The organism is Tissierella simiarum (assembly GCF_018917865.1).
GTDB classification, from domain to species: domain Bacteria; phylum Bacillota; class Clostridia; order Tissierellales; family Tissierellaceae; genus Tissierella_C; species Tissierella_C simiarum.
Window position 1 is genome coordinate 61,151 of the sequence record NZ_JAHLPM010000010.1, and the last position, 26,856, is coordinate 88,006.

Here is a 26,856-nt window from a genome sequence, read left to right on the forward strand (position 1 = left end):
AAGATGAAGAAATTATCTAAAAATAAAGAGCTAAAGGCATTCTTCTATTTACTGCCTGCTCTTTTAATAATAGTCACTTTTAAAATATATCCTATAATTAAATCTTTTACCATGGCTTTTTACACAGACTTTGATTATTTATCAGGAACTGTTTATGAAAGAGGTTTAAGTAACTTCCAATATGTTCTTACGGATTCAGATTTTTATTTAGCCCTTAAAAATACTTTTTTCTTTGTATTGGGAGTAGTTCCTTTATCAATAATAATATCTTTAGGATTTGCACTATTACTAAATTCTAATATTAAATGCAAAAACTTTTTTAGAAGTATATATTTTCTACCTTTTATCACATCAACAGTAGCTTTATCAACTATATGGAGATGGATATTTAATGGAGAATATGGACTAGCCAACTATCTAATAGGACTTTTTGGTATAGATAAAATCAATTGGTTAACTAATCCTAATTTGACTATTCCTATATTAGTTTTATTTACTGTTTGGAAATACATGGGTTATAAAATAATAATATTTTTAGCTGGACTTCAAAATATTGATGAGAAATACTATCTTTCAGCAAAGATTGATGGAGCTAATAAATGGGAGATATTTAAAAACATTACTTTTCCCTTATTATCTCCTACCCTATCCTTTATTTCTATTACTTCTATAATTGATGCCTTTAAAATATTCGATCAAGTCTTTGTTCTATATAGCGGTAGTACAGGACCTTTAAAAAGTGGATTAACTATTGTTTATTACATTTTTAATAAGTTTTATAGACATTGGCAATTTTCTATTGCAGCAACAGCAGCTTTTATCTTATTTATAATAATCCTTATTTTTACTGTTATACAATTAAAAATAAGTAAGAGAAAAACTAATTATTAAAGGATGTTGTTATGATGAAGAGAATTATTTCAAAGTTTACTACATATACGATCTTAATTATTGGAGCTTTGTTTATACTAGTCCCTTTTATATGGATGTTGTCAACTTCATTAAAACCCTATAATGAAGTTCTAATAATGCCACCAAAGTTTATTCCCTCTAAATTCATGTGGGAAAACTACAGAATTGCTTTAGAAGCTGCTCCCTTTAAAAGATACTTCTTAAATAGTTTATTTGTTACAACTATGATTACTATGGGAGAAATATTAACGGCTATACTAGCAGCCTTTGCTTTTTCAAATCTAAACTTTAAAGGAAAAGATATTCTATTTACAGTTCTTATGGGAACCATGATGGTGCCTAGTGAGGTTTTAACTATACCTAACTTTGTTACTTTAAGTAAATTAAAGTGGATAGATACTTATAAAGCTTTAATTATACCTTGGTGTGCAAGCATTTATTCCATATTTTTATTGAAACAGCATTTTCAATCTATTCCTAAGGAATTATATTATGCTTCAAAAGTGGATGGTTGCAAAGATTTCAAATTTCTATGGACCATGATAGTACCTCTATCTAAACCTGCCATAGTTACTTTAACTTTACTTAAGGTAATAGGTAGTTGGAATTCCTTTATGTGGCCCTTAATTGTTACAAATTCAGATAAGCTTAGAACATTGCCTGTTGCACTATCTGCATTTTCTAATGAAGTTGGAACAGATTATAACATACTTATGGCTGCAACAAATTTAATCATTATTCCAATAATGATACTTTACATTTTCTTACAAAAACACATTATTGTTGGAATATCAAAATCTGGTATAAAAGGTTAATAGTTTTACACATTATTTTATTTTTTGTGTAAACTTTACAATAAAATTATAATAATAGGAGGAATATTTCATGAAACAAAAACTATTAGCATTATTACTTATGGTAGTAATGATTTTTGGATTAGTTGGATGTAACCAAAAACCAGTTACTAAAGAAGAAACAGAAGAAACTAAAGGTAAAGAATTAGCTGAAATAGCCACAGAAATTACTGAACCTACAGAAGTTAATTTTTGGCATTCAATGCAAGGCGATAATGAAGAAGCATTAATAGCCTTAGCTGATAAATTTATGACAGAAAATCCAAAGATTAAGATCAATTTAGTATTCCAAGGAGGATATAGAGAATTATTTGAGAAATTAATGGCATCAGCAAAAGCTAACCAACTACCAACTATGACTCAAATTTATTCCAATAGATTATCTTGGTATGTTAGTAAAGATTTAGTTGAAAACTTAAATCCCTATATAGAAAATGAAGCTATTGGATTAACGGACGAAGAAATAGCTGATTATCCAGCTCTTTTCTTAGATGATGGTATCTGGGATGGAAAGCAGTATGCTATGCCTTTTAACAAAAGTCAGATGGTACTTTATTATAATGTAGATATGTTTAAAAAAGCTGGATTAGAAGTTCCTAAAACATGGGAAGAATGGAAGTCAACAGCTGCTGCATTGACTAAAGGAGACGTTATTGGACTAGTATTTGCCAATAACCTTTCAACAGATATTGCACCGTGGGTAAAACAAAGTGGTGGAGCCACTATGAGTGAAAAAGATAATGTATTGCTATTTGATACTCCTGAAATGAAAGAAGCTGTAGGATTTTTAAATAGTTTAATACAAGATGGCTCTGCTCGTTTAGCTGGAGAAGATAAGAATCCAAACGTTCCTTTCTCCCAAGGTAAAGCTGCTATGTGCGTTGCATCTACATCAGCTATATCAAGAATAGAGAAAGATGCTGTAGAAGGATTAAACTGGTTTGCAGCACCACTTCCAGGAAATAAGACTAACGATCAGCTGTATTATGGTACAAATATAGCAGTATTTAATACTGGAACTCCAGAAGAAAAATTAGGAGCTTGGCTATTTTCTAAATTCTTAACCTCACCAGAAAATACTGCTTATTTCGCTGAAAATACAGGCTATGTTCCAGTAAGAAAATCTGCTAAAGAAACTGAAGATTATAAGAAACACTTAGAAGAAAATCCTGTTAAAGCTGTGGCTTTAGAAAGCTTTGATATTGGATTCCAAGGAACAAGAAATATCGGCGGAATTAATGCCTTAGATATATTAGGAGAAGAATTAGATTTAGTATTTGCTAATGAAAAATCTGTAGATGAAGCTTTAAAAGATGCTCAAGAAAGAGGTACTAGGGCTTTAGAAGAAGCAAAGAAGAACTGATTATAAGGGGACTACTAAAGTAGTCCCCTTTCTTATATTAATTCTTTTATCTTCTCTATAGTTTCATTCATATCTTCTTTATTAAAATCTATCATCTTCAATTCTATATTATTTTCTTCTAATATTTTTTGTATTTCTTCCATGAAAACTCCTGATTCTTCTATTCCAGTTACAGTACTTATGGTACTTTTAATATCTGGATTGCTTCCCAATTCTCCACCCCATTTTCCCGAACATGTTCTGTATATTCCACAAGTAGGACTTCCATATATTCCTACCAAAGCTACAACTTCATAATTATTAGCACTATACTCTATAATCTGATCTAATATAGGAAGAAAAAGTTTCCTACACATTTTTCTATAATGAGGGTGATCATACTGTTCTTTCACATGACCCCACCTATTTAAACCATAGCAAATTAACTCTGGACAAGGCATTTGAACTATTCCAATATCATTTTCTATCAATAATTGTATAAACGATAATACATCTGGATTTGGATCTTTCTCTATTTTCTTTACCTTAGACTTATCATTTAATATGCAGTGAGATAATATTATTATCTTCTCTTTATTCATTGCATTCACCTCTATCTTCATATTCAAGTGTATATAGATAAATATTTATAGTCAAATCATTAGTTTCTATAGTAAGAAGACCCTATATGAGAATCACATAAGATCTTCTTGATTTATTTAAATATTCCGAAAGGTTTTCCTACTGGCAAAAACTCTTTTCCAAAATGTTCATTTAATACGGAGGCAGCTGATCCATAAAATGAAAATATAGAAATCAATAATTCAGAATAAGCTGCTAACTTATGAGAAAATCCACTCATAATATTAAAAGAATCTAATGTTAATCCAAGAAATAAAAAGTTAATTAGAAAAAATATAATAAACAATACTTTATGAGTTTCCATAGCTCCTATTGTCATGTAAATAGTAAATATTAGGTATCCTAAAAAAGCAAAACCTAGTTGTTTTGGATCAATACTTGCCGCCATTGTTTCTCCAAATACACTCATCTTAATCATCCAGGACATAGCAACTCCAAGCCAAAAGAAAGCATATCCACCAAAAGCAGTAGTACCAAATGTATTATTCCTTTTTGAATCATTAATACAAGCAAACAATTGAGCGAAAGCTCCTAGAAAAATAGCCCATGGTATTACAAAGGATACATCTTGAGTAATACCTAACTTTTGTGAAGATGCTACTAAAGTTACCATAGCCAATCCAAATAACCCTAAAGCTGACGGATCTGCATTAGTAATTTTAACATTTTGAGCATGATTTGTGTTCATAAAACCCTCCTATAAAAATATTTTAGCCTTCTTAATGATACCATGTTCTATAAGTTTTACAAGATGTTTTATGGACAAGTTAAATGTGATTTATTTTCTTTTATCATTACATTTTGTAATGAAATATTTAAATAAATTTATAAATTCCATATGCCGAGGAATTAATGCTTCAGGATGAAATTGAACTGCCATAATAAATTTATCATTAGTAGATTCAAAAGCTTCTACTATACCGTCTGTTGAATATGCTGAAATCTTTAAATCTTTGCCCAAGTCTTTTACAGATTGATGGTGAAAAGAATTAATATCTACCATTTCACGTTGAAATACCTCGTATAATTTACTATCCTTTTCAACTTTCATAGAATGGTACAATTCATCTCCTGCCATGTCTACTGAATGACCTAAAGAATCTTTTATCTGACTATTTATATCCTGATAAAGAGTTCCTCCTAAGGCTACATTTATTAATTGTAGTCCTCTACAGACACCAAAAATGGGAATACCTTTTTCATAAGCTCTTTTGAATAAATTTAATTCCATATTATCTCTATCAGAGCATATGAAAGTAACTTCCTTAATAGGATTTTCCCCATATAATAGTGGTGCCACATCTTCGCCACCTGTAAAAATCAAGCCGTCCACTATATCTAAATATCTATCTATATCTTCATTATCTTTTAGTATTGGAATCATTATAGGAATTCCCCCTGCTAGCAATACTGAATTTACATAATTATAACTTACATTATTATAGATCCAAGTATCTTTTACCTCCTTAAATGTTGTAAGTCCAATAATTGGTTTCATAGCCAATCCCCCTTCATATATTAGTGATTTAATTATAACAAGAAAACAGAAAAACCAATAGACAATAGTGTCTATTGGTTTCAATTTATCATAATGTGACTACTTCTTTTAAACTTTCATCCATTAACACAGCACTTTTTGTATCCAATATCAATATTATTATATATATGGTAACTTTCAGTATTTTCTTTAAAGTTAGCATTTCTATTACCTCCTGTAAGCTTGCTATGTAGTCATATTTTACAGGAAAGTAATTTTAAAAATCATTTGATAAAATTGTATTCCAGATAATTATATTATAATTTTGTAATCAATTAAGATTTATTCTTTTATCTGTCCAACCATAGATTCTGCTATCTTTATTAGTTCTTCTATATTTATATTTTCTTTTTTATAAGGTGAATAATCTATGTTAATTATCATTCCCTTATCAGTCATATCTACTTCCAAGTATAATCTATCTACTCCATTATATGAATCAGAGCTCTTAAATATATACCCTTTATATCCTAGTATATTTATTTTCTTTTGTAGCTCAGCTTCTCTACCTTCAGCTGGAATTATAACATTTTCTCTTTCCATTGATATTGTAAGAATATCTTTGTTTTTATTTTCTAGTTGTAGCATATATCTTTTATCAATATATTTTGCTCTTCTATAAGAGTAACCTTTAGGAAAATAAGTAGGCAATACTAATCCATCTTCTTTCAGCGGCTTACTAGAAATCAAGTCCTCCATATTATCAAAGGCTATTAATTTATTATTTTCTTCTATTATTGGCCTCTTCTTCCCACTTTTTTGAATATTGTCAATAATTTTGGCAGCCACCTCTTTCATCTCTTTCAAATCTAGTATACCTTCTTTTTCTCCTGTAGACATAATACTAATAACAGTGGCATAGTCCTCTAACACTACGCATATAGTTTTACTCTCTTTTTCCTCTATTTTTTCAGTTTTATATATTCTCAAAAGATTATTAGAAAGTTTCTCTCTCCTTTCTACTTCTCCAAAAGGAAGCGTAGCAAAATCTGAATCCATTCCTGTATAATCATGATAATTAATTATGATATCTAATCTTGAGTCTTCTTTTTCATAAACAGTTCCAAAAATAGAACTTAATTCTGAAAGTTCTGGTGGTGCATTAGTATTATCTATAAATGTACCCTTTATAAATTCAAAACCTCCTGGTATAAAATCCATTTTTACAATTCTATCATCTAAGTCTATAATTTTATTGTAAAAATCTTCTTCATTTTCACTTTCAGTTACTTCACTAACATTTTTTATCTCTTGGGGTTTAATAGGAGCTTTCGTTTTAATTTCTTCTACTAATGCTATCCCTATGTTTTTTATTTCTTTTTCAATGAAATTATCATCTTCATAACCTTTATACCATATTCTAATATCTGCTGATAAATCTTTTCCTATAACGTTTAATATATAATACTTTAAACCATTTTTCTCTTCAACTACTCTTAAAACCCCATTTTCCCCTTTTAAATCTAACACCTTAGCTTTTTCATCATTAAAAACTAAATAATTATATGTAGCTGAATATACTCCATCTTTCCTATACGTTATCTCTATAGACATATTGTTCTCTTTATTACCCTTAGTTATTTTATTATAGTAAGTTGTAAAGGAAAAATCTGAGGTTTCATCGTTAATATACTCTTTTAAAATTCCTTTTTCAAAATTATATCCTTTTGCCACATAAACAGGAAGAATCGGTTTATTCTTCAACTTTTCTAGATTAATTATTTCTTCTAAGCTATTATAATCTTTAGATTCATATTCTACTGTTTCTCCTTCTATATCTTCTTCTTTAACAAAGGCTTTTTCTCCTCCTTCTTTTATGCTTATTCTAAATCCAGCTTCCCTTATAACTATATCGTTTATCCATTCACCTACATATGCTATAACGTCATTATTAATTAATATAATTAGTAGAAGTCCTGCTGCTAAGCCATGCCAAAATTTAAACTTCCTGTTTTCTCTTTTATTTTTCTTTTCCTCTGTTGTAATTGAATTCATTACTTTTTCTATAAATTCTTCTTTTTCATATTCTACTTCCTTAAAAAGTTCTCTAGTTTTAGAATCAATATCTAGAAATTGATTGAATTCTTTTTTACATTCTTCACAACCCTCTATATGTTCAAATAAAAGTTCTTCTTCTTTCTGATTAATTTCTCTGTCTACATAGCTATTAATTAGATATTTTATTTGGCTGCAATCCAATATTATCCCTCCTCTCTATAGGTTTATTTTTTCCCAATTCTCTTATACACAGCTTTCTAGCTTCATACAATCTCCACTTTACCTTATCAATGGAAATATCTAATTTTAGAGATATATCCTTATATGATAAATCTTCAAAATACTTTAATAATATCAGATCCTTGTACTTATTTGGGAGCTGATGTATTATTTTTTCTAACTCTTCTACTTCTTCTTTTTTTATTAATATTTCTGAAGGATTCATTAAAGTTGTATCCTTTGTATTAGAGTCTAAATTCTCGCTTAATTCATAATGTATGTATTTCTTCTTCATATGATCTAAAGCTGTATTTCTTCCTATTCTCAAAAGCCAAACGCTAAAGCTTTTCTCTTTATCGAACTTATCTAAGTTTTTATAAGCTTTAATAAATACTTCTTGTCCAAAATCTTGTGATAGATGAATATCCCTTGTTATATTGAAAATATATCCAGTCAATTTTGTGCTATACTTTTCTACCAATTTTCTATATAGATTTATATTTCCTTTTAAAACTTCTTCTATTATTTCTAAATCCTCCTTATCCACCATGTTTCACCTCCTCACTTTACATCCTCTATAAGATATACGATTTTAAAAAGTAAATGTTGATTTTTTCTTAGATTTTTTATTATGGCATATAAAATTTCCACTTATACCTATAGACTAGAGACTATAGACATAAAAAAAGAGTAAGATATTTTCATACTTCTTATATTACTCTTTTTAAAATTATATGTTTAGATACTTCTGTAACCAAATAACACCTTCCTCCAACATACCAACACTTATATAATGATTCATATTTGGATACTCTATAAGTTTTATTTCTTCTTTATTTTTATCATACAAAGGAAGTATTTTATTATAAAAAATTCTTTGACTTTCAATAGGTACCAAGGAGTCACTATCTCCATGAAGCATTAGTATTGGTCTATCCTTAAGTAACTCCATATTATTAATAGGATCTAGAGAAGAAATCTTGTCCATATCTATATAATCATAGGAATTCATTTTAAGTTTTTCCTTAAATACTTCATTTGAATGTTCCCAGGCACAGGAACCATTAAACACTACTAAAGCATTAATTAACGGATTATGGGTGAAAACTCCAGCAGCTGTAAAGCCACCCATAGAATGTCCCATTACTGCTATCCTATTTGGATCTGCATTATAGTTTTCTATGGCATGAGATATTATATGCTTTGATTCTTCTATGTTATTTAAAATTACTTTCCAAAAATACTTTTCTGCCACTTGAATTCCATCATAATTAATAGGGTTTCTCTCACCATGATATATAGAATCCGGAATAATTACTTGATAACCTAAAGAACTTAAAATAAATCCTTTAAATCTTTGATTGTCTTTGTTTAAACTCCATCCATGATAATAAATTATCGTTGGCAATAATTCTTCTTTATCCTTAGGTTTAAATATTAAAGAAGGTATTCCATTAAAATCAACTTTTTTTTCTACAATGTTTTTATTGTAAAGAAAATCTGCCACTTATAACACCTACCCCTTATTTAATACGTTATTTAGTACATTATTTTATATATTTTCAATTTGCCAGTCTATAGGTGTCTTCCCTATGGACTTTAAAAAATTATTAGTTTTTGAGAAAGGCTTAGATCCGAAAAATCCTCTGCTAGCTGATAAAGGACTGGGATGAACAGATTTTATTATATAATGCTTTGGATTAGTTATTAAACTTTCTTTACTAATAGCATTATTTCCCCATAATATAAACACTATAGGATCTTCTCTTTGGTTCAAAAGCTTTATTATATTATCCGTGAAAATTTCCCACCCTATTCGTTTATGAGAATTAGCTTCTCCTCTCCTCACAGTTAGGGAAGTATTTAATAAAAGTACTCCTTGATCTGCCCACTTTTTCAAGTATCCATTATTAGGTATGTAGCAACCTAAATCATCTTTTAATTCCTTATATATATTAACTAAAGATGGTGGTGCTTGAACCCCCGGTTGTACAGAAAAACTGAGACCATGAGCTTGGTTAGGACCATGATAAGGGTCTTGACCTAATATAACCACCTTTACATCTTCATAAGAAGTATAATGTAATGCATTAAATATATCGTACATATCTGGATATATAGCTCTTGTCCTGTACTCTTCTACTAAAAATGCCCTTAACTTTTTATAATAGTCCTTTTCAAATTCACTTTTTAATAGTTCTTCCCAATCATTTTTGAATACTACCGCCATTTTCATCACCTCATAAATATTATACCATGATGAGAATATATTATTTATAATAAAACTATTTTTCTATTAAGTATTTCCAATACTTCATAGGCATATTTCTTTTTTGTAGTTTTGGATTAGTTCTTTCTTTTATAGATATATGATTAAAATATTCTTTCCAAAGACATTGATAAGACTTTTCACCTTCTGCTAAATTTAGTATTTCTTTTAATTCTATATCTTTTATTATCCATTCTTCTCTATTATACATAGCTGCAATGTTTCTTCTTATATCATGAATTACCCAATTTTCATTAGACATTCTCCTAGTAAAATAAGGTGCTATTAAGCCAACTATATTATGTTCTGGCTCTATAGGTCCATAAAATACGCCATTATCCAACTGTCTAAATCTTACTAAGCCTAGCATCCAATGTCTTTCTCTAGATACTTTTTGATATATATTATCCATTTCTAATACAAAATTATTGGCTAAATTTAAGTCTACATTTTTACCAATTTTAAATCCTAATCTTAAATAATTGAATATGATTACGCCATGATTCTCAACTTCTGATAAATAAACATAAAATACTTTCCTAAGAGCCTCAGATGAAATCTTACTTTCTATGGCTTTATATACTTTCTCTGCCTTTTCTTTATTGGTATCAATATAAATTTTCTCTATTAAAAAATTTTCTTGAATCAGATCCTCTGATAATATTTTTTCTGGATTTTCCCTTCTATAATAGGCTTCATATATAGAAGTCAATAATCCATCAAAAGTCCCATCATAAATATAGATAACCATTAAAATTGACCTCCTATTTTAATGATATTATCCTCCATAGTTAAGCTAGGATAAAGAGAAAACATAGACAATTGCTCTATATCTGTATTAGGTTCATTTTTATATTTATCTATTACCAATTTATTTCTTATGTACTCACTATTCATGTTCTTCAATCCATAATGCTTTCCTTTACAAGTTATAAAATATCTAGCTCTTTTTAAAACAATACCAAGTTTTTTTAAATCATAAAAATCTAAAGAAGAAAATTTTCTTGAAGAAATTATCCTCATAGCTGACTTTACTCCTATTCCTGGAACTCTTAACAGCATGTCATAATCAGCTCTGTTAATCTCTACTGGAAATAGATGAATATTTCTTAAAGCCCAATCACATTTAGGGTCCAATTCTAAATCAAAATTTGGTTTAGAATTATCTAAAAGTTCATCTGCATTATAACCATAAAATCTTAAAAGCCAGTCAGCTTGATACAATCTATTTTCCCTTACAAGAGGTGGAGATTTCAATACTGGTAATTTAGGGTTTGCAGATACAGGCACATAGGCAGAATAATATACTCTTTTCAAATTATATCCTTTATACAATCCTTCCGATAATTTTAATATTTTTAAGTCATTATCTCCTGTAGCTCCAACAATAAGTTGAGTTGTCTGCCCTGCTGGTACAAATTTGGGACTAGCTCTAAACTTTTTTCTCTCCTCTACTGATTGAATCATTTTAGTTTTTATAAGCCCCATAGGCTTTATAATGCTTTCCTTATTTTTTTGAGGTGCTAATAACTTTAACCCTTCATTACTTGGTAGTTCTATATTGACACTCATTCTATCTACATAAGTTCCTGCTTTTTCAATGATTTCTTTATCTGCACCAGGAATAGCCTTTAAATGAATATATCCATTAAAATTTTCTTCCTCTCTAAGCTTTTTTACAATCTGAAGGAGTTGTTCCATAGTATAGTTAGGGTTTCTATACACAGCAGAACTCAAGAATAAACCCTCAATATAGTTTCTTTTATAAAAATTTATAGTTAAATCTACTACTTCTTCTGGTGTAAACATAGCTCTAGATAAATCGTTAGAATACCTATTAACACAATAAGCACAATCATATATACAATAGTTAGTAAATAGTATTTTAAATAAAGATATACATCTTCCGTCATCAGACCAGCTATGACATATACCACTAACACTGGCTTCACCTAAGCCTCCCTTTTTATTTCTTCTATTACTTCCACTTGAAGAACAAGAAACATCATACTTAGCTGCATCAGACAATATTTTTAACTTTTCTAAAACGTTCATAATATCACTCCATAATTTTCATATATCTTTACTTTATTCTACTATAATTATACCCATTTTTCAAACATATGTTCTCTTTTTCCAAAAAATATATTATATTCTTTATAATTAATTTCTTAAATAAAACTACTGATAAAATAGACTTTATGATAAGATTTATATTAAAAGAATGTATATTATGAATGTATATTATTTAATATATATAATAACTTGGAGTTGATGAAATGAATATAAATAGTTGGGTAAAGATTATTTTAGATTCTCTTTATGATGGAGTTCTCATAGCAGATAGTGACTATATAGTAAGATATATTAATCCTGCTTATACTAGAATAACACAGGTTGAAGCTGAACACATCTTGGAAAAACCTTTAACTGATACTAGACCAGGAGCTAGATTGCCCTACGTTATAAAAAGTGGCAAACAGCTATTAGGTGTTCCAAGAAAGGTTGGAAATGTGGAATACATTGTAAACATGGTTCCTATTATGGAAAACGGAGAAATAATAGGAGGAATCTCTATATTAAATGAAGTAAATGACATATATAAACTTACTGAACAACTAAAGCAGTCTACTATGACTATTAAAAAACTAGAAACTCGTATGAAAAGTATTGAAAAAGCTAAGTATGTTTTTGGTGACATTATATCTGTAGATAAAAAGTCATTAGACACTAAAAACTTAGCTATAAAAATAGCAGAAAAAGGAACCAACGTTCTAATTACAGGAGAAAGTGGAACAGGAAAAGAACTCTATGCCCATTCTATTCATAATGGAAGTAAACGACAAGATGGACCTTTTATTGCAGTTAACTGTGCTACCTTTGATAGCAGTTTACTAGAAAGTGAACTATTTGGCTATGAAGAAGGGGCATTTACAGGAGCTAAGAAGGGAGGAAAAATTGGATTATTTGAATTGGCTAATGGGGGTACTTTATTTTTAGATGAAATTTCTGAAATGAACTATGGACTTCAAGCTAAGTTATTAAGGGTTCTTCAAGAAAACACCATAAGGCGTATTGGAGGTCTTAGCGAAATATCTATAGATGTAAGAATTATTGCAGCTACTAATAGAAATCTAGAGAAAATGATAGAAGAAAACAAATTTAGAAGAGATTTATTTTATAGGATAGCTATTTTCCCTATAAATATTCCTCCACTAAGAGAAAGAAAAGAAGACATTAAGCCTCTTATAGATTATTTTATGAATCAAATTGCAAATGAGTTAAAAAGAAGTATAAATATATCTGAAGATGTATTAAAAATACTTTATAATTATGAATGGCCAGGAAATATTAGAGAACTTAAAAATACTATAGAATTTGCTGCAAATATGACAGACGACTACAATATTAGAGTAGACCACTTACCTAAAATAATTCAGGCAGAAGGAATAAAGAAAAATCTTATAAAGTTAAAGCCTTTAGAAGAAGTAGCTAAAGAAGCTGAAATAGCTGAAATAAAAAAAGCCATATATACTTATGGAGATACTGTAGAAGGCAAGAAAAAAGTTGCAAAGGCTTTAGGTATTTCTCTAGCCACTCTTTATAATAAACTTAAATAAAAGCTTTTTCTAAAATTTTAGAAAAAGCTTTTATTTTTTATAATATTTTAGAAAAATATCTTTATATAGATCTAATCTCAGTATTGATATTTTTTTATCAATATTCTTTTATATCTTTCTAATATTCTAGAAATAATAGATTATATCTTTTATTGTAATTTTAACAATTTATAATTTTATAATGTATTCGTTATCATAGATACTGTGATTTTTACTATGTAGTACTTATGTTAGAAAAATTTTATTTATATAAAATCAATTTTGGCATAACCTTTGCAAAAGTAATCTGTTAAATAAATTATATATTTTTCAGGAGGGATTTTTTAATGTTAGCATTACTGGGTTTTTTAACAATCATTATTTTATTAATTCTTATAATGACAAAAAAAGCTTCCCCCGTTGTAGCACTAATTGCTGTTCCTACTGTGGCTGCAATTATAGGAGGTTTTGGAAATCAATTAAATGATTTTATTATTGATGGAATAAAATCTATTGCACCAACGGGAACCATGTTCATTTTTGCAATTCTATTTTTCGGTATTTTAACAGATGCAGGAACTTTTGAACCTATTATCAATAAAATACTTAAAATTGTAGGAAAAGATCCTATTAAAATTGCTATAGGTACTGCAATCTTAGCTATGCTTGTTCATTTAGACGGTTCAGGCGCTGTAACGTTTTTAGTAACTATTCCAGCCATGCTTCCTTTATATGATGCTCTTGGTATGCAAAGAACTACTTTAGCAACTATTGTAGCTTTATCTGCTGGAACTATGAACGTTTTACCATGGGGAGGTCCTACCATAAGAGCTGCTTCTTCTTTAGAAGTACCTGTAACAGAACTATTTAATCCGCTACTAATACCAGTATTAGTTGGTCTACTATTCGTATTATTTATATCTTACAGATTAGGTAAAAAAGAAAAAACAAGACTTGGCAATCTAGAAATAAGCAATATAAAAATGGATAGAGAAGTGGACAAAGAAAAACAAAAATTAGCTAGGCCTCATTTATTTTGGATAAACATCTTAACTATTATTGTAGCCATAATCGTCCTTATCATGGGAAAATATTCTCCTACAGTAATATTTATGTTAGCTTTTGCTATCTCTTTAGTAATTAATTATCCAAGTGTTGACGATCAAAGAGAAAGAATAGATGCTCATGCAAAAGCAGCACTTATGATGGCAAGTATATTATTCGCTGCTGGTTCCTTTACAGGAATATTGAAAGGTGCAGGAATGTTAGCTGCTATGGCAGATGTTACAGTATCCATTATACCTGCTTCTTTAGGAAAATTTATTCCAATTATTACAGGTATTATAGCTATGCCAGCCAGCTTGTTGTTCGACCCAGACTCCTTTTATTTTGGAGTTCTTCCAGTACTTTCAGAAGCTGCTAGTGCCTTTGGTATCAGTGCTATTAGTGTAGGTAGAGCAGCTATACTAGGTCAAATGACAACAGGTTTCCCTATTAGTCCTCTTACTGGTGCTACTTTCCTATTAGTAGGTCTTACAGGTGTAGACTTAGGAGAGCATCAGAAGAAAACTATACCTTATGCTTTTGCAACTACTATTGTTATGTTAATAGTTTCGATAATTATTGGGGTAATTGCAATATAAGTTAATTATATTTAGAATTTAGATTGGTTAATTAGAGGAGGTTTTACTATGAAAAAGATACGTATTGGTTCTGGTGCTGGATATGGAGGAGATAGACTAGAACCAGCCCTAGAAGTTATGGAAAAAGGTAATATAGATTATATTATATTTGAATGTTTAGCTGAAAGAACTATTGCTATAGCTCAAGAGCAAAAGTTAAAGAATCCAGATAAAGGATATAACAGCCTTTTAGAATATAGAATGGATAAGGTTCTGCCTTTATGTGCTGAAAAAGGAATAAAAGTAATTACTAATATGGGTGCTGCAAATCCTACGGCAGCAGTAAAAGTCATAAAGGAAATGGCAAAATCCAAAGGCATTAAAGGATTAAAAATTGCAGCTGTATTAGGTGATGACATCTATGATTCTATAGATAAATATATGGATTATAATGTGCTAGAACTAGGTACAAAACTAGAATCCATAAAAGAAAAGATTGTTTCTGCCAATGTCTATCTCGGAGTAGATGGTATATTAGAAGCATTAAAAAACGGTGCAGATATTATTGTTACAGGTCGCTGTGCAGATCCTTCCTTAGTTCTTGCACCAGTTATATATGAATTTGGTTGGGATATAGACAATTATGACTTAATAGGAAAAGGTATTATGGCAGGTCATTTATTAGAGTGTGGTGGACAAGTTACAGGAGGCTATTTTTCTGATCCTGGATATAAAGATATTCCAAATCTTTGGAAATTAGGGTTTCCAATAGCTGAAATAAGTGAAAATGGAGATGTTCTCATTACTAAAGTTGATGGTTCTGGTGGAATGGTTACTACGGCAACTTGTAAAGAACAACTACTTTATGAAATCCACGATCCATCAACTTATATTACTCCAGATGGAATAGCTGATTATACCAATGTAACCATGAAAGAAATTGAAAAAGATAAAGTCCTCGTAACAGGAGGTACTGGAAGGAAAAAAACTGATACTCTAAAGGTTAGTATAGGTTATAGGGATAGTTTTATAGGTGAAGGAGAAATAAGCTATGGTGGTACTGGTGCTTATGAAAGAGCTAAGTTAGCTGGTGAAATTGTAGAAAAAAGACTAGAACTTATTGGATGTAAAGTTGAAGAACTTAGAATTGATTATATCGGAGTTAACTCATTATATAAAGATAGTATTAGTAAATATATGTTTAATGATAATTCTTTATGTAAAGAAGTAAGACTTAGAGTATCCGGCAGAACCCTTGATAAAAAAGAAGCAGAAAAAATAGCCAATGAAGTTGAGTCCCTATATACCAATGGACCTTCAGCTGGTGGTGGAGCAACAAAATCTGTAAAAGAAGTAGTAGCTATTGCTTCCATCTTTGTTCCTCGAGATGATATTACTATAAATACTATTTATGAGGAGGTATAGTATAATGAAGTTAAAAGAAATTGCTCATTCAAGAACTGGTGATAAAGGTAATATTTCTAATATATCCTTAATTGTATATAAAGAAGAAGATTATGAAATAATTAAAGAAAAAGTTACAGAAGAAAAGGTTAAGGAATGGTTTAAGGATATTGTCCATGGAGAAGTTATAAGATACGAACTTCCCAAATTAGGGGCTTTAAACTTTGTTATGGATCAAGCTTTAGGTGGAGGAGTTACAAGATCTTTATCTATAGATAAACATGGTAAAAGCCTTAGTTCAGCTTTATTAGAAATGGATATATAAAGTAAAAAGATAGGGTGAAATTACCCTATCTTTTTATTATTTAAAGAATATATTCTTGACCTAAGGAATAATCTTATTTACTCCCTCATTCCTCCAATTTTTTGGTGCAAGTAAAGCAATTATAGTAAATAGTTCTAATCTACCTAATAACATAAATAAAGATAATAAGGCTTTACTCATACCACTAAAATCTCCAAAAGTTCTTGCAGGTCCTACAAATCCAAATCCAGGTCCAATATTACCTAAAGTTGCGGCTACAGAACTAGCAGCACTTTCTAAATCTATTCCTTCTAGGGATATAATGATTGTCCCTAGAACAAAGATAACTACATATAAAGCTAAAAAACTATTTATCCCTGCTATTGTTTCATTGGGTATGACTTTCTCCCCATTTTTTATTGGTATAATTGCTCTAGGATGAAATATCTTAGAGATTTCTCTTTTAATTAATTTAAACAGTACTAATATTCTAATAACCTTCATTCCACCTGCTGTTGAGCCAGCACATCCTCCTATAAACATGAGTAAAAATAGGATAGCTTTACTAAAGGTTGGCCATAAATCAAAATTGGCTGTAGAATAACCTGTAGTAGTAATAATTGAACTTACTTGAAAAAAAGCATCTCTTAGGGATATTCCTAAGTTATCATATAACGTCATATATAAATTAATTGTAATTAGTATAACTGCTGTAAACACTATCCCTAAATATAACTTTAGCTCCTGATCTTTTACTACTTCTCTCCATTTTCCTTTAAATAAGGAATAATATATAGAAAAGTTTACACCTGACAAAACCATAAAAGTACCAATTATAATGTGTATATAAGAACTATTATAAGCACCTACACTTGCATTCATAGTTGAAAATCCACCAGTTCCTACTGTTCCAAAAGTATAAACAGCAGATTCAAACAAAGACATACCGCCAATTTTAAGCAATATTATCTGTAAAACTGTTATAGTAAAATAAGTTGTATATAAAATCTTTGCAGTATCTTTAATCCTAGGTGCTATTTTTCCCGCTATTGGTCCTGGGCTTTCTGCTTTAAATATTTGAAATCCGCCTATACCTAAGGCAGGTAGTAGAGCAATAGTAAAAACTAATATTCCCATTCCTCCGATCCAGTGAGTAAAAGACCTCCAAAACAAAATGCCCTTAGGAAGGATTTCTACATCAGCTATTACTGTTGCTCCTGTAGTAGTCAATCCAGATACAGTTTCAAAAAACGCATCTATAAAAGATGGGGCACTACCAGATAAAAAAAGAGGTAATGCTCCAAACAATGACGCTAAGAACCATCCAAGAGAAACTATAGCTAATCCTTCTTTTGTACTTATATGATTTTTATCGCCTATTTTTCTTAACATTGCTAATCCAATTACACCAGTTATGAATATACTAATTAAAAAAGCTAATTTATCGCCTTGATTATAAAACAACGACACCACTAAAGACGGTACCATAAGCAAGGATTCAAATATTAGTATATTACCTAGTACATTTATTACGATTCCATAGTTCACTAAATATTCCTCCCTTACGTGGCTTAATGAACATTTTTAAAGATGGTAAGTCTGAAGCTAAACTAAATATAATTATTCTGTCATTAGCATGGATAATAGACTTTCCATTTGGTATTATTACTTGCCCTTTATGAACTATTGCTCCAATAATTATGCCCTCTGGTAAATTTAATTCAGCTAAGGGCTTTCCGATATAAGGTAAATCCTCTCCTGCTATTATTTCTGTAACTTCTCCTTCTCCCCCTAACAATAAGGAAACTGACACAACCTTTCCACCACGTATATACTTCAATATATTGCTTGCTGTAATATAAACAGGATTTAAAGCTACATCTATACCTAATTTATCAATAATTTTAATATAATTTGGTCTGCTAATCTTTGCAATAGTCTTTGGAACTCCTGCTTGTTTAGCCATTAAAGCCATTAGAAGGTTCTGCTCATCATAACCTGTTGCTCCAACAAAGGCATCCATAGAAGCCAAATCTTCTTCTTCTAGAAGATGAATATCTGTTCCATCTCCATGAATCACTAAAACATTGTTTAGTTTTTGTGATAACTCTTGGCAGCGATTTTTATCTTGTTCTACAATGGTTACAGTTATATTTGATGCCATTAAACCTTTAGCCAAATAATAGCCTATTTTCCCGCCACCAAATATCATTACCTTTTCAATTTGTCTTCTTATATGACCTTCTTCAAACCTATGGCTTAATCTCTTAATGTCATTGCTTTTTCCTATAACATGAATAACATCATTTTCTATTAATTCTGTTGACCCATTGGGAATAATAATATTCCCATCTCTAGATATAGCTGTTATAAGTAAGCCTTCAAAGCCCTTGAGATCCATAAGTTTTTTTCCAACAAATTCTTCCATATAACCTATATTAAAATCTACCATTGTAACCTTGCCACTAGCAAAGTCATCTGAGTGAAAACTATAACTCTTTAATAGGAATTTTTCAATTGCTTGAGATGTTGCCAATTCTGGATTTATAATATGATCTATTCCCATTTCTGTTTTAACAAAATCCAACTGCTCCATATATTCTGGGTTTCTAATACGAGCTACAGTCTTTTTACAACCAACTTTTTTTGCTAAAGAACAAATAACCGTATTAGTTTCATCACTATTAGTGGCTGCTACAAGTAAATCATAAGTTTTTATATCTAGTTCCTTAAGAACACTTATATCAATACCATTAGCAGTAACCGTTAATACATCTAGGTGTTCATTTATTCTTTCTAGTATTTTTGAATTTGAATCTATCAAGGTTACATCTATATCCTCATAAACCATGGCTTCTGCTAATTTATGACCTAATTTCCCAGCTCCTACTATCATTACTTTCATTTAATTTCACCTCTTCTCCATATTATCAGATCATTTGATATAACATATAAATAAAGTATAAAAACACCTACACATAGTAAGCATTTATTATAATCATAAGACCAATTTCATTAAAAATCAACAATAGCTTATTATATTATTATAATATTTTATGTATATATAATTCTTTAAAACATATAAACTGTAAATAAATACTTTATCTTAAATAAAAGATAGCATATAAGGACAGATCCATTAATGGATCTGTCCTTATATATTAAAGATTCTAATTTTTACTACTTTTCATATCAACTTTTCTAATAATCAGCCATCCTAAGACATAAGTCATTAAGGAAATAATTAAAGCCTTCATAGCATAGGAAGGAAAATTATTAGATAGAAGTAGGGTTTTTCCACCTTCCCAAATTATATTCTTTAAGCCTGCAATATTGAGTATTATAGTTGCTAATATACCAAAAGCTATCCAAAATTTATAACCGAACTTATAAACTAAAGTTCCTAGTAAATTAAAAACTCCACAACAAGTTAAAAAAGCTAGAAACAACGATAATATTATAAATAATATATTATCATTTACTATATGAAAATAGTTAAAGTCTAATAATGGCTCACGTCCTATAGAAGTTATTATAAGTCTATCAGCTTTTAATAGTACAGCTTCTATTACAGCCATAGCCATAGAAAAAATTACATTGCTAAATATTACAGACTTATAAAAATTTCTTCTTGTACTACTAAAACCAATAGCTAAGGGAAAAGACTCCTGATACATCTCTATGCAATAAGCTATAATAAATATTAGTATGGGAATTAAATTTGCACCTGCTACACTTACGCCATTAGATCCCTTGCTCATCATACCAATACGCATATCCACATATCTTCTTCCAAAAGAACTGTTTAAAATGTATCCCCCAATGTTAACACATATTATAACAGCCCAAAAACTTAAAAAATCTTTTTTAAAATCATAATTTTGGTACTTCATTAATCGCTTAACAGCATCCATTTACTTTCCCCTCCTTAATATCTACATTTTCCGTAAGATAGATAAATAATTTTTGAAGGGGCATAGAGCTAACCTCTACATTGTTATCCTTTAACATTTTAACTTCTTCTCTAGTTAAAGAATCAAATATACCTAAAATCGTTGTAGCACCAAATCCTTCTTTATGAATAACTTTCTTTCCTTCTATAACCTTCTTCATATTATCTTCTCTTCCATTTAAGAAATATGCTTTTTCCATTAGAGAATGAACATCTTCTTTTAACATTAGCTTTCCTTCCGTCAATAGAATAATCTCTTCAAACAAGTTGCTTACTTCATCTATTAAATGAGTAGAAAGTATAATAGTTCTAGGGTTTTTCTCATAATCTTCTAACAAAATATTATAAAACTTATATCTTGCTGCTGCATCTAATCCTAAAGAGGGTTCATCAAATATGGTCAATTTTGCCCTTGAAGCAAGACCAATAATAGCTCCTACAATAGATTTATTTCCTCTAGATAAATTCTCATATTTTTTATTTACATCTAAATTAAACTCTTTAATTAGGTAGTCTTTATATTCTTCGTCCCAATTTTTATAAAGAATACTAGCTATTTTAAATATCTTTTTAATTTTATAACCCTCTACAGGCAGATCTTTTTCTTTTATAAAACATATATTTTCCATAGCTTTAGAGTTTTCAAATATCTCCTCATCAAATAGCTTAATTTCTCCGCTATCTCTTGTAACTTGATTACATATTAAATTTAATAAAGTGGTTTTCCCTACTCCATTTCTCCCTAAAAGACCGTATATTTTATTTTCTTCTAAAATAAAACTAATGTCTTTTAGAACATTTGTTTTTCCAAAAGTTTTATTTAGGTTCTTACATTCTAAAATATTAATCATTATTATCCCCCCCTTTATGCTCTTCAATAAACTTTATTATTTTCTCAGTAGGTATTTCTAATCTTTCTACTTCCTTAATTATTTCTGGTAATATCTCCTTAAAGAAAGATTCTTGTCTTTTTTCTAGTATGTTTTTTCTAGCTCCTTCAGATACAAACATTCCCAACCCCCTCTTTTTAAAAAGAATACCGTCTTCTACCAATAAATTTAATCCTTTGCCTGCTGTAGCTGGATTTATTTGATAGACCTTAGCAAATTGATTGGTCGAAGGAGCTTGATCTCCTTCTTTCAAATTTCCTAAAAGTATTTCATTTTCTATAACTTCTGCAATTTGTATATAAATAGACTTATCAGAGTTTAAATCTAGCATAATTTCACCTCCAAAACAAATACTTCTCGGTTAATTGGTTCATTACTTATATAATTAACTATATACTTAATTAATGTTTCTGTAAAGGAATTTTTAAAATTTTATTTAAGCACAAAATATGTAACTTATATGTAACCATTTATTAACTCCTTTGTAACTTCTTACAGGAATAATAGGTGTATTATATATATTAAAGAAGGTTTGTTAAGGGGGACTCTGTATGAGGGGAGGCAAAAGATTTAAAAATCTGTTTATTCTAATTACCATTTTTTTATTAACTTTCAGCTCTATAACCTGTACTGCCCAACCTAAGTCTTTTTCAAATGCTCCAAAAGAAATAAAGACTCCAGATACTATTATAAAATCCTACTTCGACACTTTATATTATGCAAGTAATCTAAATGAAGAAGAAATGGGATACGCTGGTGGTACTGTTGGAATGTCCTTAGATCCTTATGATGATGCATATAAATATTGGAGTGAAGAATGGAGAAATAAAAATTCCTATGAAGATTTTATAAATTCTTGGAAAGGTACTGCAAATGTAGAATTGATCAAATCATTTTCTGTTTCTGAGAAGAATGGTAGCTACAAATTCTTTGTTGAAATAAAGACTGTAGAATCTGTACAAGAAAAGAAAGGCTTTGGAATATTCTACTATTGTGGATACCTAACAGTAGAAAATACAAAAGAAGGATATAAAATAACAAAAGGAAATCTTGAATTAGAAAATATGGCTTGGGCATATGGAGGTCATCAATCTTGGAAAGCTGATCCAGAGTATGTTGCTCAAATGGTTTTAGATAAAAATATAAATGACAAAATAGAAAAAACAGAAATAGAAGAAAAGGACAACGGGATTTCAATAGTTAAATTTATGGATAAAAAAAGTAAAATTATAGCTCAGGTAGGAATAACACAACGTATGGATAGTTTATGTGAAGTATTATGGAAAAAGATTTAAAATGAAAGTGTCCTCTTTAGGTAGGACACTTTCATTCTTCTGATATTATATTTTCATCGATTAACCGTTTTTTATCTAAGTTGGTATTGTATAGCATTCCAAGTATAATTAATACTCCTCCTATTACTTTACCTTTTGAAACATGACTAATCCTGAAATAGTCTATAACTATTCCCATAAAAATTTGTCCTATAAAAATTAACAAAGTAGAGTATATAGTTGGTATCTTAGGAATTATAACGTTTGAAGCAGCTACAACTAAAACTCCAATAGTTCCTCCTAAGTATGCATAAAAAGGTATATTGGCTAAATTATTAATATACGAATAATCTTGTATAAATAATACTATAAGAAAAATAATGAATGATCCTACTACATAATTTATAAATGTTCCCTGAAATACTCCTACCTTTTTTGCTAGATTAGCATTTACAACCATTGATAATATGGTAAGAAATCCTCCCAAAATAGCTAATATTATATATAACATAAAATTCCCCCTTTAATATATTGTCATTACAATAATCCCTGCTAATATTATTGTAAATCCTATAAGTTTCTTTTTTTCAAACTTATAAACGTCCATTCCGATTATCCCAAAATGATCAATAACGCAAGATAACATCAATTGACCAAAAACTCCTAGAGATGATGTTAATGCTACTCCTAAGGAAGAAAAACAAATATTATTAACCAATACTAGTAAAACCCCTATGGCACCTCCACTGTATAAGTAAAAAGGAACTTGTCTGTTAAGTACAATCTTTTGTCTTTTGGATATTAAAATAATAGTTACTGTAATAAGACCGCATAAATGAATTAATAGCACAGATAAATAATTTCCAAGATACCCATCTAATACTCCATTAAATGTTAACATTATAGAAATCAGAATCCCTATAAATACCGCATAAACTCTATACATCTAACCCCTCCATTCCTATTCTTACTCTACTTTATCATAAAAAATTTTTCTTATGTATGCCATATGTCATATAGAAAAAATTTTTAATATAAATTTATAAATAAGAACTATAATATAGTTATGGAGGGGAAATTAATATGAGAAAGATTAACGATCATCAGAAATTAAAATATTATATAGAAAAATATGATATTGATAGTATTTTTGAATCTAATATGAAAGACTATATGGAATTACACCTTTTCAGTAAAGATGAGTATATATGTAAGTCTAATGAAAAGATAACTTATTTTTATTTCTTAGTTGAGGGAAGAGCTAAAGCCTATACACTCTTATCTAATGGTAAATCTCTTCTACTACGATTTTATAATCCTCTACAAGTAATTGGAGATGTTGAGTTTCTTGAATCGAATACTGCTGCTGACTGTAATATGGCAGCTGTAAAGGAATGTCTATGCATTGGGATTTCTTTAGATAATATAAGAAAATACGCTTTAGATGATCCTACATTTTTAAAATATATATGCAAAAGTCTAGGGAAAAAACTTTCTAATCACTCTACATCTAGTTCCATTAACCTTTTATATCCCTTAGAAAATAGATTAGCTAGTTACATTCTAGCTATTACTCCAGAACAAGATGGTTGTCCTTTAGATGGGATAATAACAGATAATCTAATAGAAATTGCTGAATTGTTAGGTACAAGCTATAGACATTTAATTAGAGTTTTAAATAAATTTTATGAAAATAAATTAATAAAAAAAGATAATAATTTGTTAATAATTTTAGACAGAAAATCTCTCCAAGAGCTGGCTGGAGATCTATATGAATAGAAATTGTTTAATTTAAAAATGCTCATTTCTAGATTTGTTTTAATTTTTATAGAAAAGAGCATTTTTTATTTTTTTATAAAATTCTTGTAATCCCTTGTTAGATTATGCCTATGAAGAATTCTGAAAATATCAAAATTACTAAAAGCTAAAAAAAGCAAACTTTAAACTTTTTGATTGAAATTTTACTTTTAATTATTAGTATTTTTTATACTTAATTGGGTAAGTATAGATTATTATAATAGAAGGAGTGGTTTTATGAAAAAAATAATTAGTATTGAGTATTGTACTTCTTGAGGATATTTAGGAAAAGCAGTTGCTTTAGCAAATAGTTTATTAGATGAACATAAGAATTCTTTAGAAATGGTTAATATAATTCCATCTTCTGGAGGAGTTTTTGAAGTGACCTATGATCAGGAATTAATATTTTCTAAGAAAAAATTAGATCGTTTTCCAAATGATAATGAAGTTGAAGAAATCATCCGAACAAAATTAGCTTAATCTTAAAAGCTGCTGAATAATTTACAGCAGCTTTTAAGATTTCTATCTCGTTAGCTTTTAGCCTTGAAGTTATAAGAATATATAATAGTTTCAGATATATTTCATTTTCTCTATATTTTTACTTTGTCACATCTATTCTCTTAAATATTTTATAAATTAAGTGTAGCTCTATTCTTTCCTTTTTTCTTGGATTCATAAAGAGCCATGTCTGCTCGTTTAATTGCAGCCTCAAAATTTTTATCCTCTTTATTAAAGCAAGAGGCACCTATTGAAATGGTAATATGATATTTATCACCTTGAACTTCATGCTCAAATTTTTCTACATTTTTTAATATCTTATTTACAAAGGAGTGCATATTTTCAGCCTTTAATCCTTCACAAATAAGTAGGAATTCTTCCCCTCCCCATCTATAGGTAAAGTCAGTATTTCTAATGCATTTATTTATCATTTCAACCATATTTTTTAGAACTAAATCTCCTACATCATGACCGTAATCATCATTTACTTTTTTAAAATCATCTATATCAAACATAATAATAGCATAACTTTTATTATGTTTTTTAAATGAATTAAATATTTCTTCTAATTTTTTTATGGCAGCACGCCTATTGAACGCCTTTGTTAATACATCTATATTCAATTCTTCTTTTAATTCTCTATTAGAACTGCTGTAATACCAATGTTCTAAAAATAAAATTATTAAAACACCCACGACAATTAGTGTAAATGATACCATACTAACTAACAAAATCATCCTAGAAATAGCTTTATCTCCGTCTTTAGATAGTTCATCTATATATGGCTCAATATCATCAAAATAAATACCCATTGCAATAACCCAATTGTACTTTTCATATAGTTTTGCATATGTTAACTTTTCAGAAATCTCTTCACTGCTTTTTTTCTTAAAAAAATAATTAAAATATATTTCTCCATTTTCATTGATTCCATTAAGTTCTGCTAAATAAGGATAATTGCCTTTAATATCTTGCATTTTTGTAGATAGATATATTCCTTCTGTATCTTCTAGATTTGGATGTATAAGTCGAATAGCATAATTATCTCCACCATTATAATCTAATATCTCATTAACCCAGATATAAGCATCATTTGAAAAATCTTCACCATATATTCTTTTTCTTAGATCTTCTTTGGTAATATATTGAATATAATCCTCCATTACTCCATAAAAAAGATAATAACCTCCAAAGATATTTTCTTTAAATATAAAGGCTCCATCTTTTAAATCTTTAATATATTCATCATAATTCATTGTTTTATCTACATAAGTTGATTTATTTTCATATAAGACTTTATTTGTACCCTGATTTAATATAAATACAGTAAAGACTTCCTTTGTTCCGTCTAGTTCAAAATAATCAATTGCTTTTTCTACAAAATTGTTTTGATTTGATTTATAATATTCTGTTAAAACTTTAGAAGCTCTCTAAACGATTTGTGCATAATGTTTTTGTTTCAGTTTGAGTTTGCTCAATACCATTTATAATATTATTAATAGAATCTTTGAGAAAAGATTTTTTTATATCTATAATTCGATCTTTAGTATATTGAGCATATAATACCTCTACATCTCTTAGAGTAGATATATAAAAATAATTCATCGCGACTAATAAAAAAGCTAAAGAACAAACAAGTAAAATAATATATAATTTTCTTATCCTCTCTAGGCTATCAATCTTATCTCTTATTCTAAAAAATTTTTTTATCAATGAATTCATCCTTCCAATTCAGCAATTGAA

General features: G+C 29.0%; 27 protein-coding genes and 1 pseudogene. 10 read left to right on the forward strand and 18 right to left on the reverse strand.

The genetic code is table 11. The annotated features are described in order from the left end of the window. Window positions 1–3 precede the first annotated feature (3 nt). The 3 genes from KQI42_RS12380 (at window position 4) to KQI42_RS12390 (ending at window position 3,129) form a co-directional block, all read left to right on the forward strand. Window positions 4–891: a carbohydrate ABC transporter permease gene (locus KQI42_RS12380; RefSeq protein WP_216520216.1), complete on the forward strand. Its 888-nt coding sequence runs from the start codon at window positions 4–6 to the stop codon at window positions 889–891. Between the two features lie 14 nt (window positions 892–905). Beyond that, entirely contained in the window at window positions 906–1,727 is an 822-nt protein-coding gene (locus KQI42_RS12385; RefSeq protein ID WP_246566474.1) for a carbohydrate ABC transporter permease, read from the forward strand. Window positions 1,728–1,797: 70 nt separating this feature from the next. Next, window positions 1,798–3,129, forward strand: coding sequence for an ABC transporter substrate-binding protein (locus KQI42_RS12390; protein WP_216520219.1), 1,332 nt, complete (start codon window positions 1,798–1,800; stop codon window positions 3,127–3,129). Window positions 3,130–3,161: 32 nt separating this feature from the next. On the opposite strand, the gene KQI42_RS12395 is transcribed toward KQI42_RS12390, so the two are convergent. The 9 genes from KQI42_RS12395 to KQI42_RS12435 all read right to left on the reverse strand — a co-directional run bounded on the left by KQI42_RS12395 (window position 3,162) and on the right by KQI42_RS12435 (window position 11,828). Then, the gene (locus KQI42_RS12395; RefSeq protein ID WP_216520220.1) at window positions 3,162–3,710 is read right to left on the reverse strand and encodes a CD3072 family TudS-related putative desulfidase; all 549 of its coding nucleotides are present in this window, start codon (window positions 3,708–3,710) and stop codon (window positions 3,162–3,164) included. Window positions 3,711–3,823: 113 nt separating this feature from the next. Continuing rightward, the gene (locus KQI42_RS12400; RefSeq protein WP_216520222.1) at window positions 3,824–4,438 is read right to left on the reverse strand and encodes an acetate uptake transporter; all 615 of its coding nucleotides are present in this window, start codon (window positions 4,436–4,438) and stop codon (window positions 3,824–3,826) included. A gap of 90 nt (window positions 4,439–4,528) precedes the next feature. Next, window positions 4,529–5,248 carry a gamma-glutamyl-gamma-aminobutyrate hydrolase family protein gene (locus tag KQI42_RS12405; RefSeq protein ID WP_216520224.1) on the reverse strand — a complete coding sequence of 240 codons (720 nt, stop codon included), beginning with the start codon at window positions 5,246–5,248 and terminating at the stop codon, window positions 4,529–4,531. Window positions 5,249–5,569: 321 nt separating this feature from the next. After that, window positions 5,570–7,486, reverse strand: coding sequence for an anti-sigma factor family protein (locus KQI42_RS12410; RefSeq protein WP_216520226.1), 1,917 nt, complete (start codon window positions 7,484–7,486; stop codon window positions 5,570–5,572). Beyond that, on the reverse strand, window positions 7,455–8,054 hold the full coding sequence (locus tag KQI42_RS12415) for an RNA polymerase sigma factor (protein ID WP_216520227.1): 600 nt from the start codon (window positions 8,052–8,054) through the stop codon (window positions 7,455–7,457). Before KQI42_RS12415 ends, KQI42_RS12410 begins: the two co-directional genes overlap by 32 nt. Window positions 8,055–8,234: 180 nt before the next feature. Then, on the reverse strand, window positions 8,235–9,011 hold the full coding sequence (locus KQI42_RS12420; protein ID WP_216520228.1) for an alpha/beta hydrolase family protein: 777 nt from the start codon (window positions 9,009–9,011) through the stop codon (window positions 8,235–8,237). Between the two features lie 45 nt (window positions 9,012–9,056). After that, window positions 9,057–9,734 carry a uracil-DNA glycosylase gene (locus KQI42_RS12425; RefSeq protein WP_216520229.1) on the reverse strand — a complete coding sequence of 226 codons (678 nt, stop codon included), beginning with the start codon at window positions 9,732–9,734 and terminating at the stop codon, window positions 9,057–9,059. Window positions 9,735–9,789: 55 nt separating this feature from the next. Beyond that, window positions 9,790–10,524, reverse strand: a complete 735-nt coding sequence (locus KQI42_RS12430; protein WP_216520231.1) for a TIGR03915 family putative DNA repair protein — start codon at window positions 10,522–10,524, stop codon at window positions 9,790–9,792. Next, on the reverse strand, window positions 10,524–11,828 hold the full coding sequence (locus KQI42_RS12435) for a putative DNA modification/repair radical SAM protein (protein WP_216520233.1): 1,305 nt from the start codon (window positions 11,826–11,828) through the stop codon (window positions 10,524–10,526). The genes KQI42_RS12430 and KQI42_RS12435 overlap by 1 nt, the downstream gene beginning before the upstream one ends. Window positions 11,829–12,052: 224 nt before the next feature. Here KQI42_RS12435 and KQI42_RS12440 point away from each other — a divergent pair, with 224 nt between their 5' ends. The 4 genes from KQI42_RS12440 (at window position 12,053) to KQI42_RS12455 (ending at window position 16,723) form a co-directional block, all read left to right on the forward strand. Beyond that, a complete protein-coding gene (locus tag KQI42_RS12440; protein ID WP_216520235.1) occupies window positions 12,053–13,393 on the forward strand; it encodes a sigma-54 interaction domain-containing protein in 1,341 nt (446 codons plus the stop codon). Window positions 13,394–13,719: 326 nt separating this feature from the next. Further along, on the forward strand, window positions 13,720–15,015 hold the full coding sequence (locus KQI42_RS12445) for a CitMHS family transporter (RefSeq protein WP_216520237.1): 1,296 nt from the start codon (window positions 13,720–13,722) through the stop codon (window positions 15,013–15,015). 48 nt (window positions 15,016–15,063) lie between these two features. Next, window positions 15,064–16,419: an acyclic terpene utilization AtuA family protein gene (locus tag KQI42_RS12450; RefSeq protein ID WP_216520239.1), complete on the forward strand. Its 1,356-nt coding sequence runs from the start codon at window positions 15,064–15,066 to the stop codon at window positions 16,417–16,419. Window positions 16,420–16,423: 4 nt separating this feature from the next. Then, entirely contained in the window at window positions 16,424–16,723 is a 300-nt protein-coding gene (locus KQI42_RS12455) for an AtuA-related protein (protein WP_216520241.1), read from the forward strand. A gap of 60 nt (window positions 16,724–16,783) precedes the next feature. On the opposite strand, the gene KQI42_RS12460 is transcribed toward KQI42_RS12455, so the two are convergent. The 5 genes from KQI42_RS12460 to KQI42_RS12480 form a co-directional block, all read right to left on the reverse strand. Next, window positions 16,784–18,250: a TrkH family potassium uptake protein gene (locus tag KQI42_RS12460; protein ID WP_343231687.1), complete on the reverse strand. Its 1,467-nt coding sequence runs from the start codon at window positions 18,248–18,250 to the stop codon at window positions 16,784–16,786. Beyond that, entirely contained in the window at window positions 18,216–19,607 is a 1,392-nt protein-coding gene (gene trkA / locus KQI42_RS12465; RefSeq protein WP_216520243.1) for a Trk system potassium transporter TrkA, read from the reverse strand. The genes KQI42_RS12460 and trkA overlap by 35 nt, the downstream gene beginning before the upstream one ends. A gap of 265 nt (window positions 19,608–19,872) precedes the next feature. Further along, window positions 19,873–20,616 (reverse strand): hypothetical protein, encoded by a 744-nt coding sequence (locus KQI42_RS12470; RefSeq protein WP_216520245.1) that lies wholly within the window; start codon window positions 20,614–20,616, stop codon window positions 19,873–19,875. Then, a complete protein-coding gene (locus KQI42_RS12475; RefSeq protein WP_216520247.1) occupies window positions 20,603–21,505 on the reverse strand; it encodes an ATP-binding cassette domain-containing protein in 903 nt (300 codons plus the stop codon). The genes KQI42_RS12470 and KQI42_RS12475 overlap by 14 nt, the downstream gene beginning before the upstream one ends. Beyond that, a complete protein-coding gene (locus tag KQI42_RS12480) occupies window positions 21,498–21,875 on the reverse strand; it encodes a GntR family transcriptional regulator (RefSeq protein WP_216520249.1) in 378 nt (125 codons plus the stop codon). The genes KQI42_RS12475 and KQI42_RS12480 overlap by 8 nt, the downstream gene beginning before the upstream one ends. 220 nt (window positions 21,876–22,095) lie before the next feature. On the opposite strand from KQI42_RS12480, the gene KQI42_RS12485 reads away from it, so the two are divergent. Further along, on the forward strand, window positions 22,096–22,839 hold the full coding sequence (locus tag KQI42_RS12485; protein WP_216520250.1) for a hypothetical protein: 744 nt from the start codon (window positions 22,096–22,098) through the stop codon (window positions 22,837–22,839). Between the two features lie 31 nt (window positions 22,840–22,870). On the opposite strand, the gene KQI42_RS12490 is transcribed toward KQI42_RS12485, so the two are convergent. Both KQI42_RS12490 and KQI42_RS12495 read right to left on the reverse strand, forming a co-directional pair. After that, window positions 22,871–23,329: a DMT family transporter gene (locus KQI42_RS12490; protein WP_216520251.1), complete on the reverse strand. Its 459-nt coding sequence runs from the start codon at window positions 23,327–23,329 to the stop codon at window positions 22,871–22,873. 12 nt (window positions 23,330–23,341) lie between these two features. Beyond that, entirely contained in the window at window positions 23,342–23,764 is a 423-nt protein-coding gene (locus tag KQI42_RS12495; RefSeq protein WP_216520252.1) for a DMT family transporter, read from the reverse strand. Window positions 23,765–23,901: 137 nt separating this feature from the next. Here KQI42_RS12495 and KQI42_RS12500 point away from each other — a divergent pair, with 137 nt between their 5' ends. After that, a complete protein-coding gene (locus KQI42_RS12500) occupies window positions 23,902–24,597 on the forward strand; it encodes a cyclic nucleotide-binding domain-containing protein (RefSeq protein WP_216520254.1) in 696 nt (231 codons plus the stop codon). A gap of 306 nt (window positions 24,598–24,903) precedes the next feature. After that, window positions 24,904–25,095 (forward strand): annotated as a pseudogene (locus KQI42_RS12505) (Rdx family protein); the annotation flags it as partial. A gap of 149 nt (window positions 25,096–25,244) precedes the next feature. Here the strand turns inward: KQI42_RS12505 and KQI42_RS12510 are convergent. Together KQI42_RS12510 and KQI42_RS12515 are read right to left on the reverse strand one after the other, a co-directional pair. Then, the gene (locus KQI42_RS12510; RefSeq protein WP_216520256.1) at window positions 25,245–26,369 is read right to left on the reverse strand and encodes a sensor domain-containing diguanylate cyclase; all 1,125 of its coding nucleotides are present in this window, start codon (window positions 26,367–26,369) and stop codon (window positions 25,245–25,247) included. Window positions 26,370–26,532: 163 nt separating this feature from the next. Further along, complete coding sequence (locus KQI42_RS12515) at window positions 26,533–26,826, reverse strand: hypothetical protein (protein ID WP_216520257.1); 294 nt, start codon at window positions 26,824–26,826, stop codon at window positions 26,533–26,535. Between the last annotated feature and the right edge of the window lie 30 nt (window positions 26,827–26,856).

What these genes read in the sequence shown, in the direction of transcription:
- KQI42_RS12380 (WP_216520216.1), top strand. Translation starts at nt 4, where the DNA reads ATGAAGAAATTATCTAAAAATAAAGAGCTAAAGGCATTCTTCTATTTA.
- KQI42_RS12385 (WP_246566474.1), top strand. Translation starts at nt 906, where the DNA reads ATGAAGAGAATTATTTCAAAGTTTACTACATATACGATCTTAATTATT.
- KQI42_RS12390 (WP_216520219.1), top strand. Translation starts at nt 1,798, where the DNA reads ATGAAACAAAAACTATTAGCATTATTACTTATGGTAGTAATGATTTTT.
- KQI42_RS12395 (WP_216520220.1), bottom strand. Translation starts at nt 3,710, where the DNA reads ATGAATAAAGAGAAGATAATAATATTATCTCACTGCATATTAAATGAT.
- KQI42_RS12400 (WP_216520222.1), bottom strand. Translation starts at nt 4,438, where the DNA reads ATGAACACAAATCATGCTCAAAATGTTAAAATTACTAATGCAGATCCG.
- KQI42_RS12405 (WP_216520224.1), bottom strand. Translation starts at nt 5,248, where the DNA reads ATGAAACCAATTATTGGACTTACAACATTTAAGGAGGTAAAAGATACT.
- KQI42_RS12415 (WP_216520227.1), bottom strand. Translation starts at nt 8,054, where the DNA reads ATGGTGGATAAGGAGGATTTAGAAATAATAGAAGAAGTTTTAAAAGGA.
- KQI42_RS12425 (WP_216520229.1), bottom strand. Translation starts at nt 9,734, where the DNA reads ATGGCGGTAGTATTCAAAAATGATTGGGAAGAACTATTAAAAAGTGAA.
- KQI42_RS12430 (WP_216520231.1), bottom strand. Translation starts at nt 10,524, where the DNA reads ATGGTTATCTATATTTATGATGGGACTTTTGATGGATTATTGACTTCT.
- KQI42_RS12435 (WP_216520233.1), bottom strand. Translation starts at nt 11,828, where the DNA reads ATGAACGTTTTAGAAAAGTTAAAAATATTGTCTGATGCAGCTAAGTAT.
- KQI42_RS12440 (WP_216520235.1), top strand. Translation starts at nt 12,053, where the DNA reads ATGAATATAAATAGTTGGGTAAAGATTATTTTAGATTCTCTTTATGAT.
- KQI42_RS12445 (WP_216520237.1), top strand. Translation starts at nt 13,720, where the DNA reads ATGTTAGCATTACTGGGTTTTTTAACAATCATTATTTTATTAATTCTT.
- KQI42_RS12450 (WP_216520239.1), top strand. Translation starts at nt 15,064, where the DNA reads ATGAAAAAGATACGTATTGGTTCTGGTGCTGGATATGGAGGAGATAGA.
- KQI42_RS12455 (WP_216520241.1), top strand. Translation starts at nt 16,424, where the DNA reads ATGAAGTTAAAAGAAATTGCTCATTCAAGAACTGGTGATAAAGGTAAT.
- trkA (WP_216520243.1), bottom strand. Translation starts at nt 19,607, where the DNA reads ATGAAAGTAATGATAGTAGGAGCTGGGAAATTAGGTCATAAATTAGCA.
- KQI42_RS12470 (WP_216520245.1), bottom strand. Translation starts at nt 20,616, where the DNA reads ATGGATGCTGTTAAGCGATTAATGAAGTACCAAAATTATGATTTTAAA.
- KQI42_RS12475 (WP_216520247.1), bottom strand. Translation starts at nt 21,505, where the DNA reads ATGATTAATATTTTAGAATGTAAGAACCTAAATAAAACTTTTGGAAAA.
- KQI42_RS12480 (WP_216520249.1), bottom strand. Translation starts at nt 21,875, where the DNA reads ATGCTAGATTTAAACTCTGATAAGTCTATTTATATACAAATTGCAGAA.
- KQI42_RS12485 (WP_216520250.1), top strand. Translation starts at nt 22,096, where the DNA reads ATGAGGGGAGGCAAAAGATTTAAAAATCTGTTTATTCTAATTACCATT.
- KQI42_RS12490 (WP_216520251.1), bottom strand. Translation starts at nt 23,329, where the DNA reads ATGTTATATATAATATTAGCTATTTTGGGAGGATTTCTTACCATATTA.
- KQI42_RS12495 (WP_216520252.1), bottom strand. Translation starts at nt 23,764, where the DNA reads ATGTATAGAGTTTATGCGGTATTTATAGGGATTCTGATTTCTATAATG.
- KQI42_RS12500 (WP_216520254.1), top strand. Translation starts at nt 23,902, where the DNA reads ATGAGAAAGATTAACGATCATCAGAAATTAAAATATTATATAGAAAAA.
- KQI42_RS12510 (WP_216520256.1), bottom strand. Translation starts at nt 26,369, where the DNA reads ATGAATTATGATGAATATATTAAAGATTTAAAAGATGGAGCCTTTATA.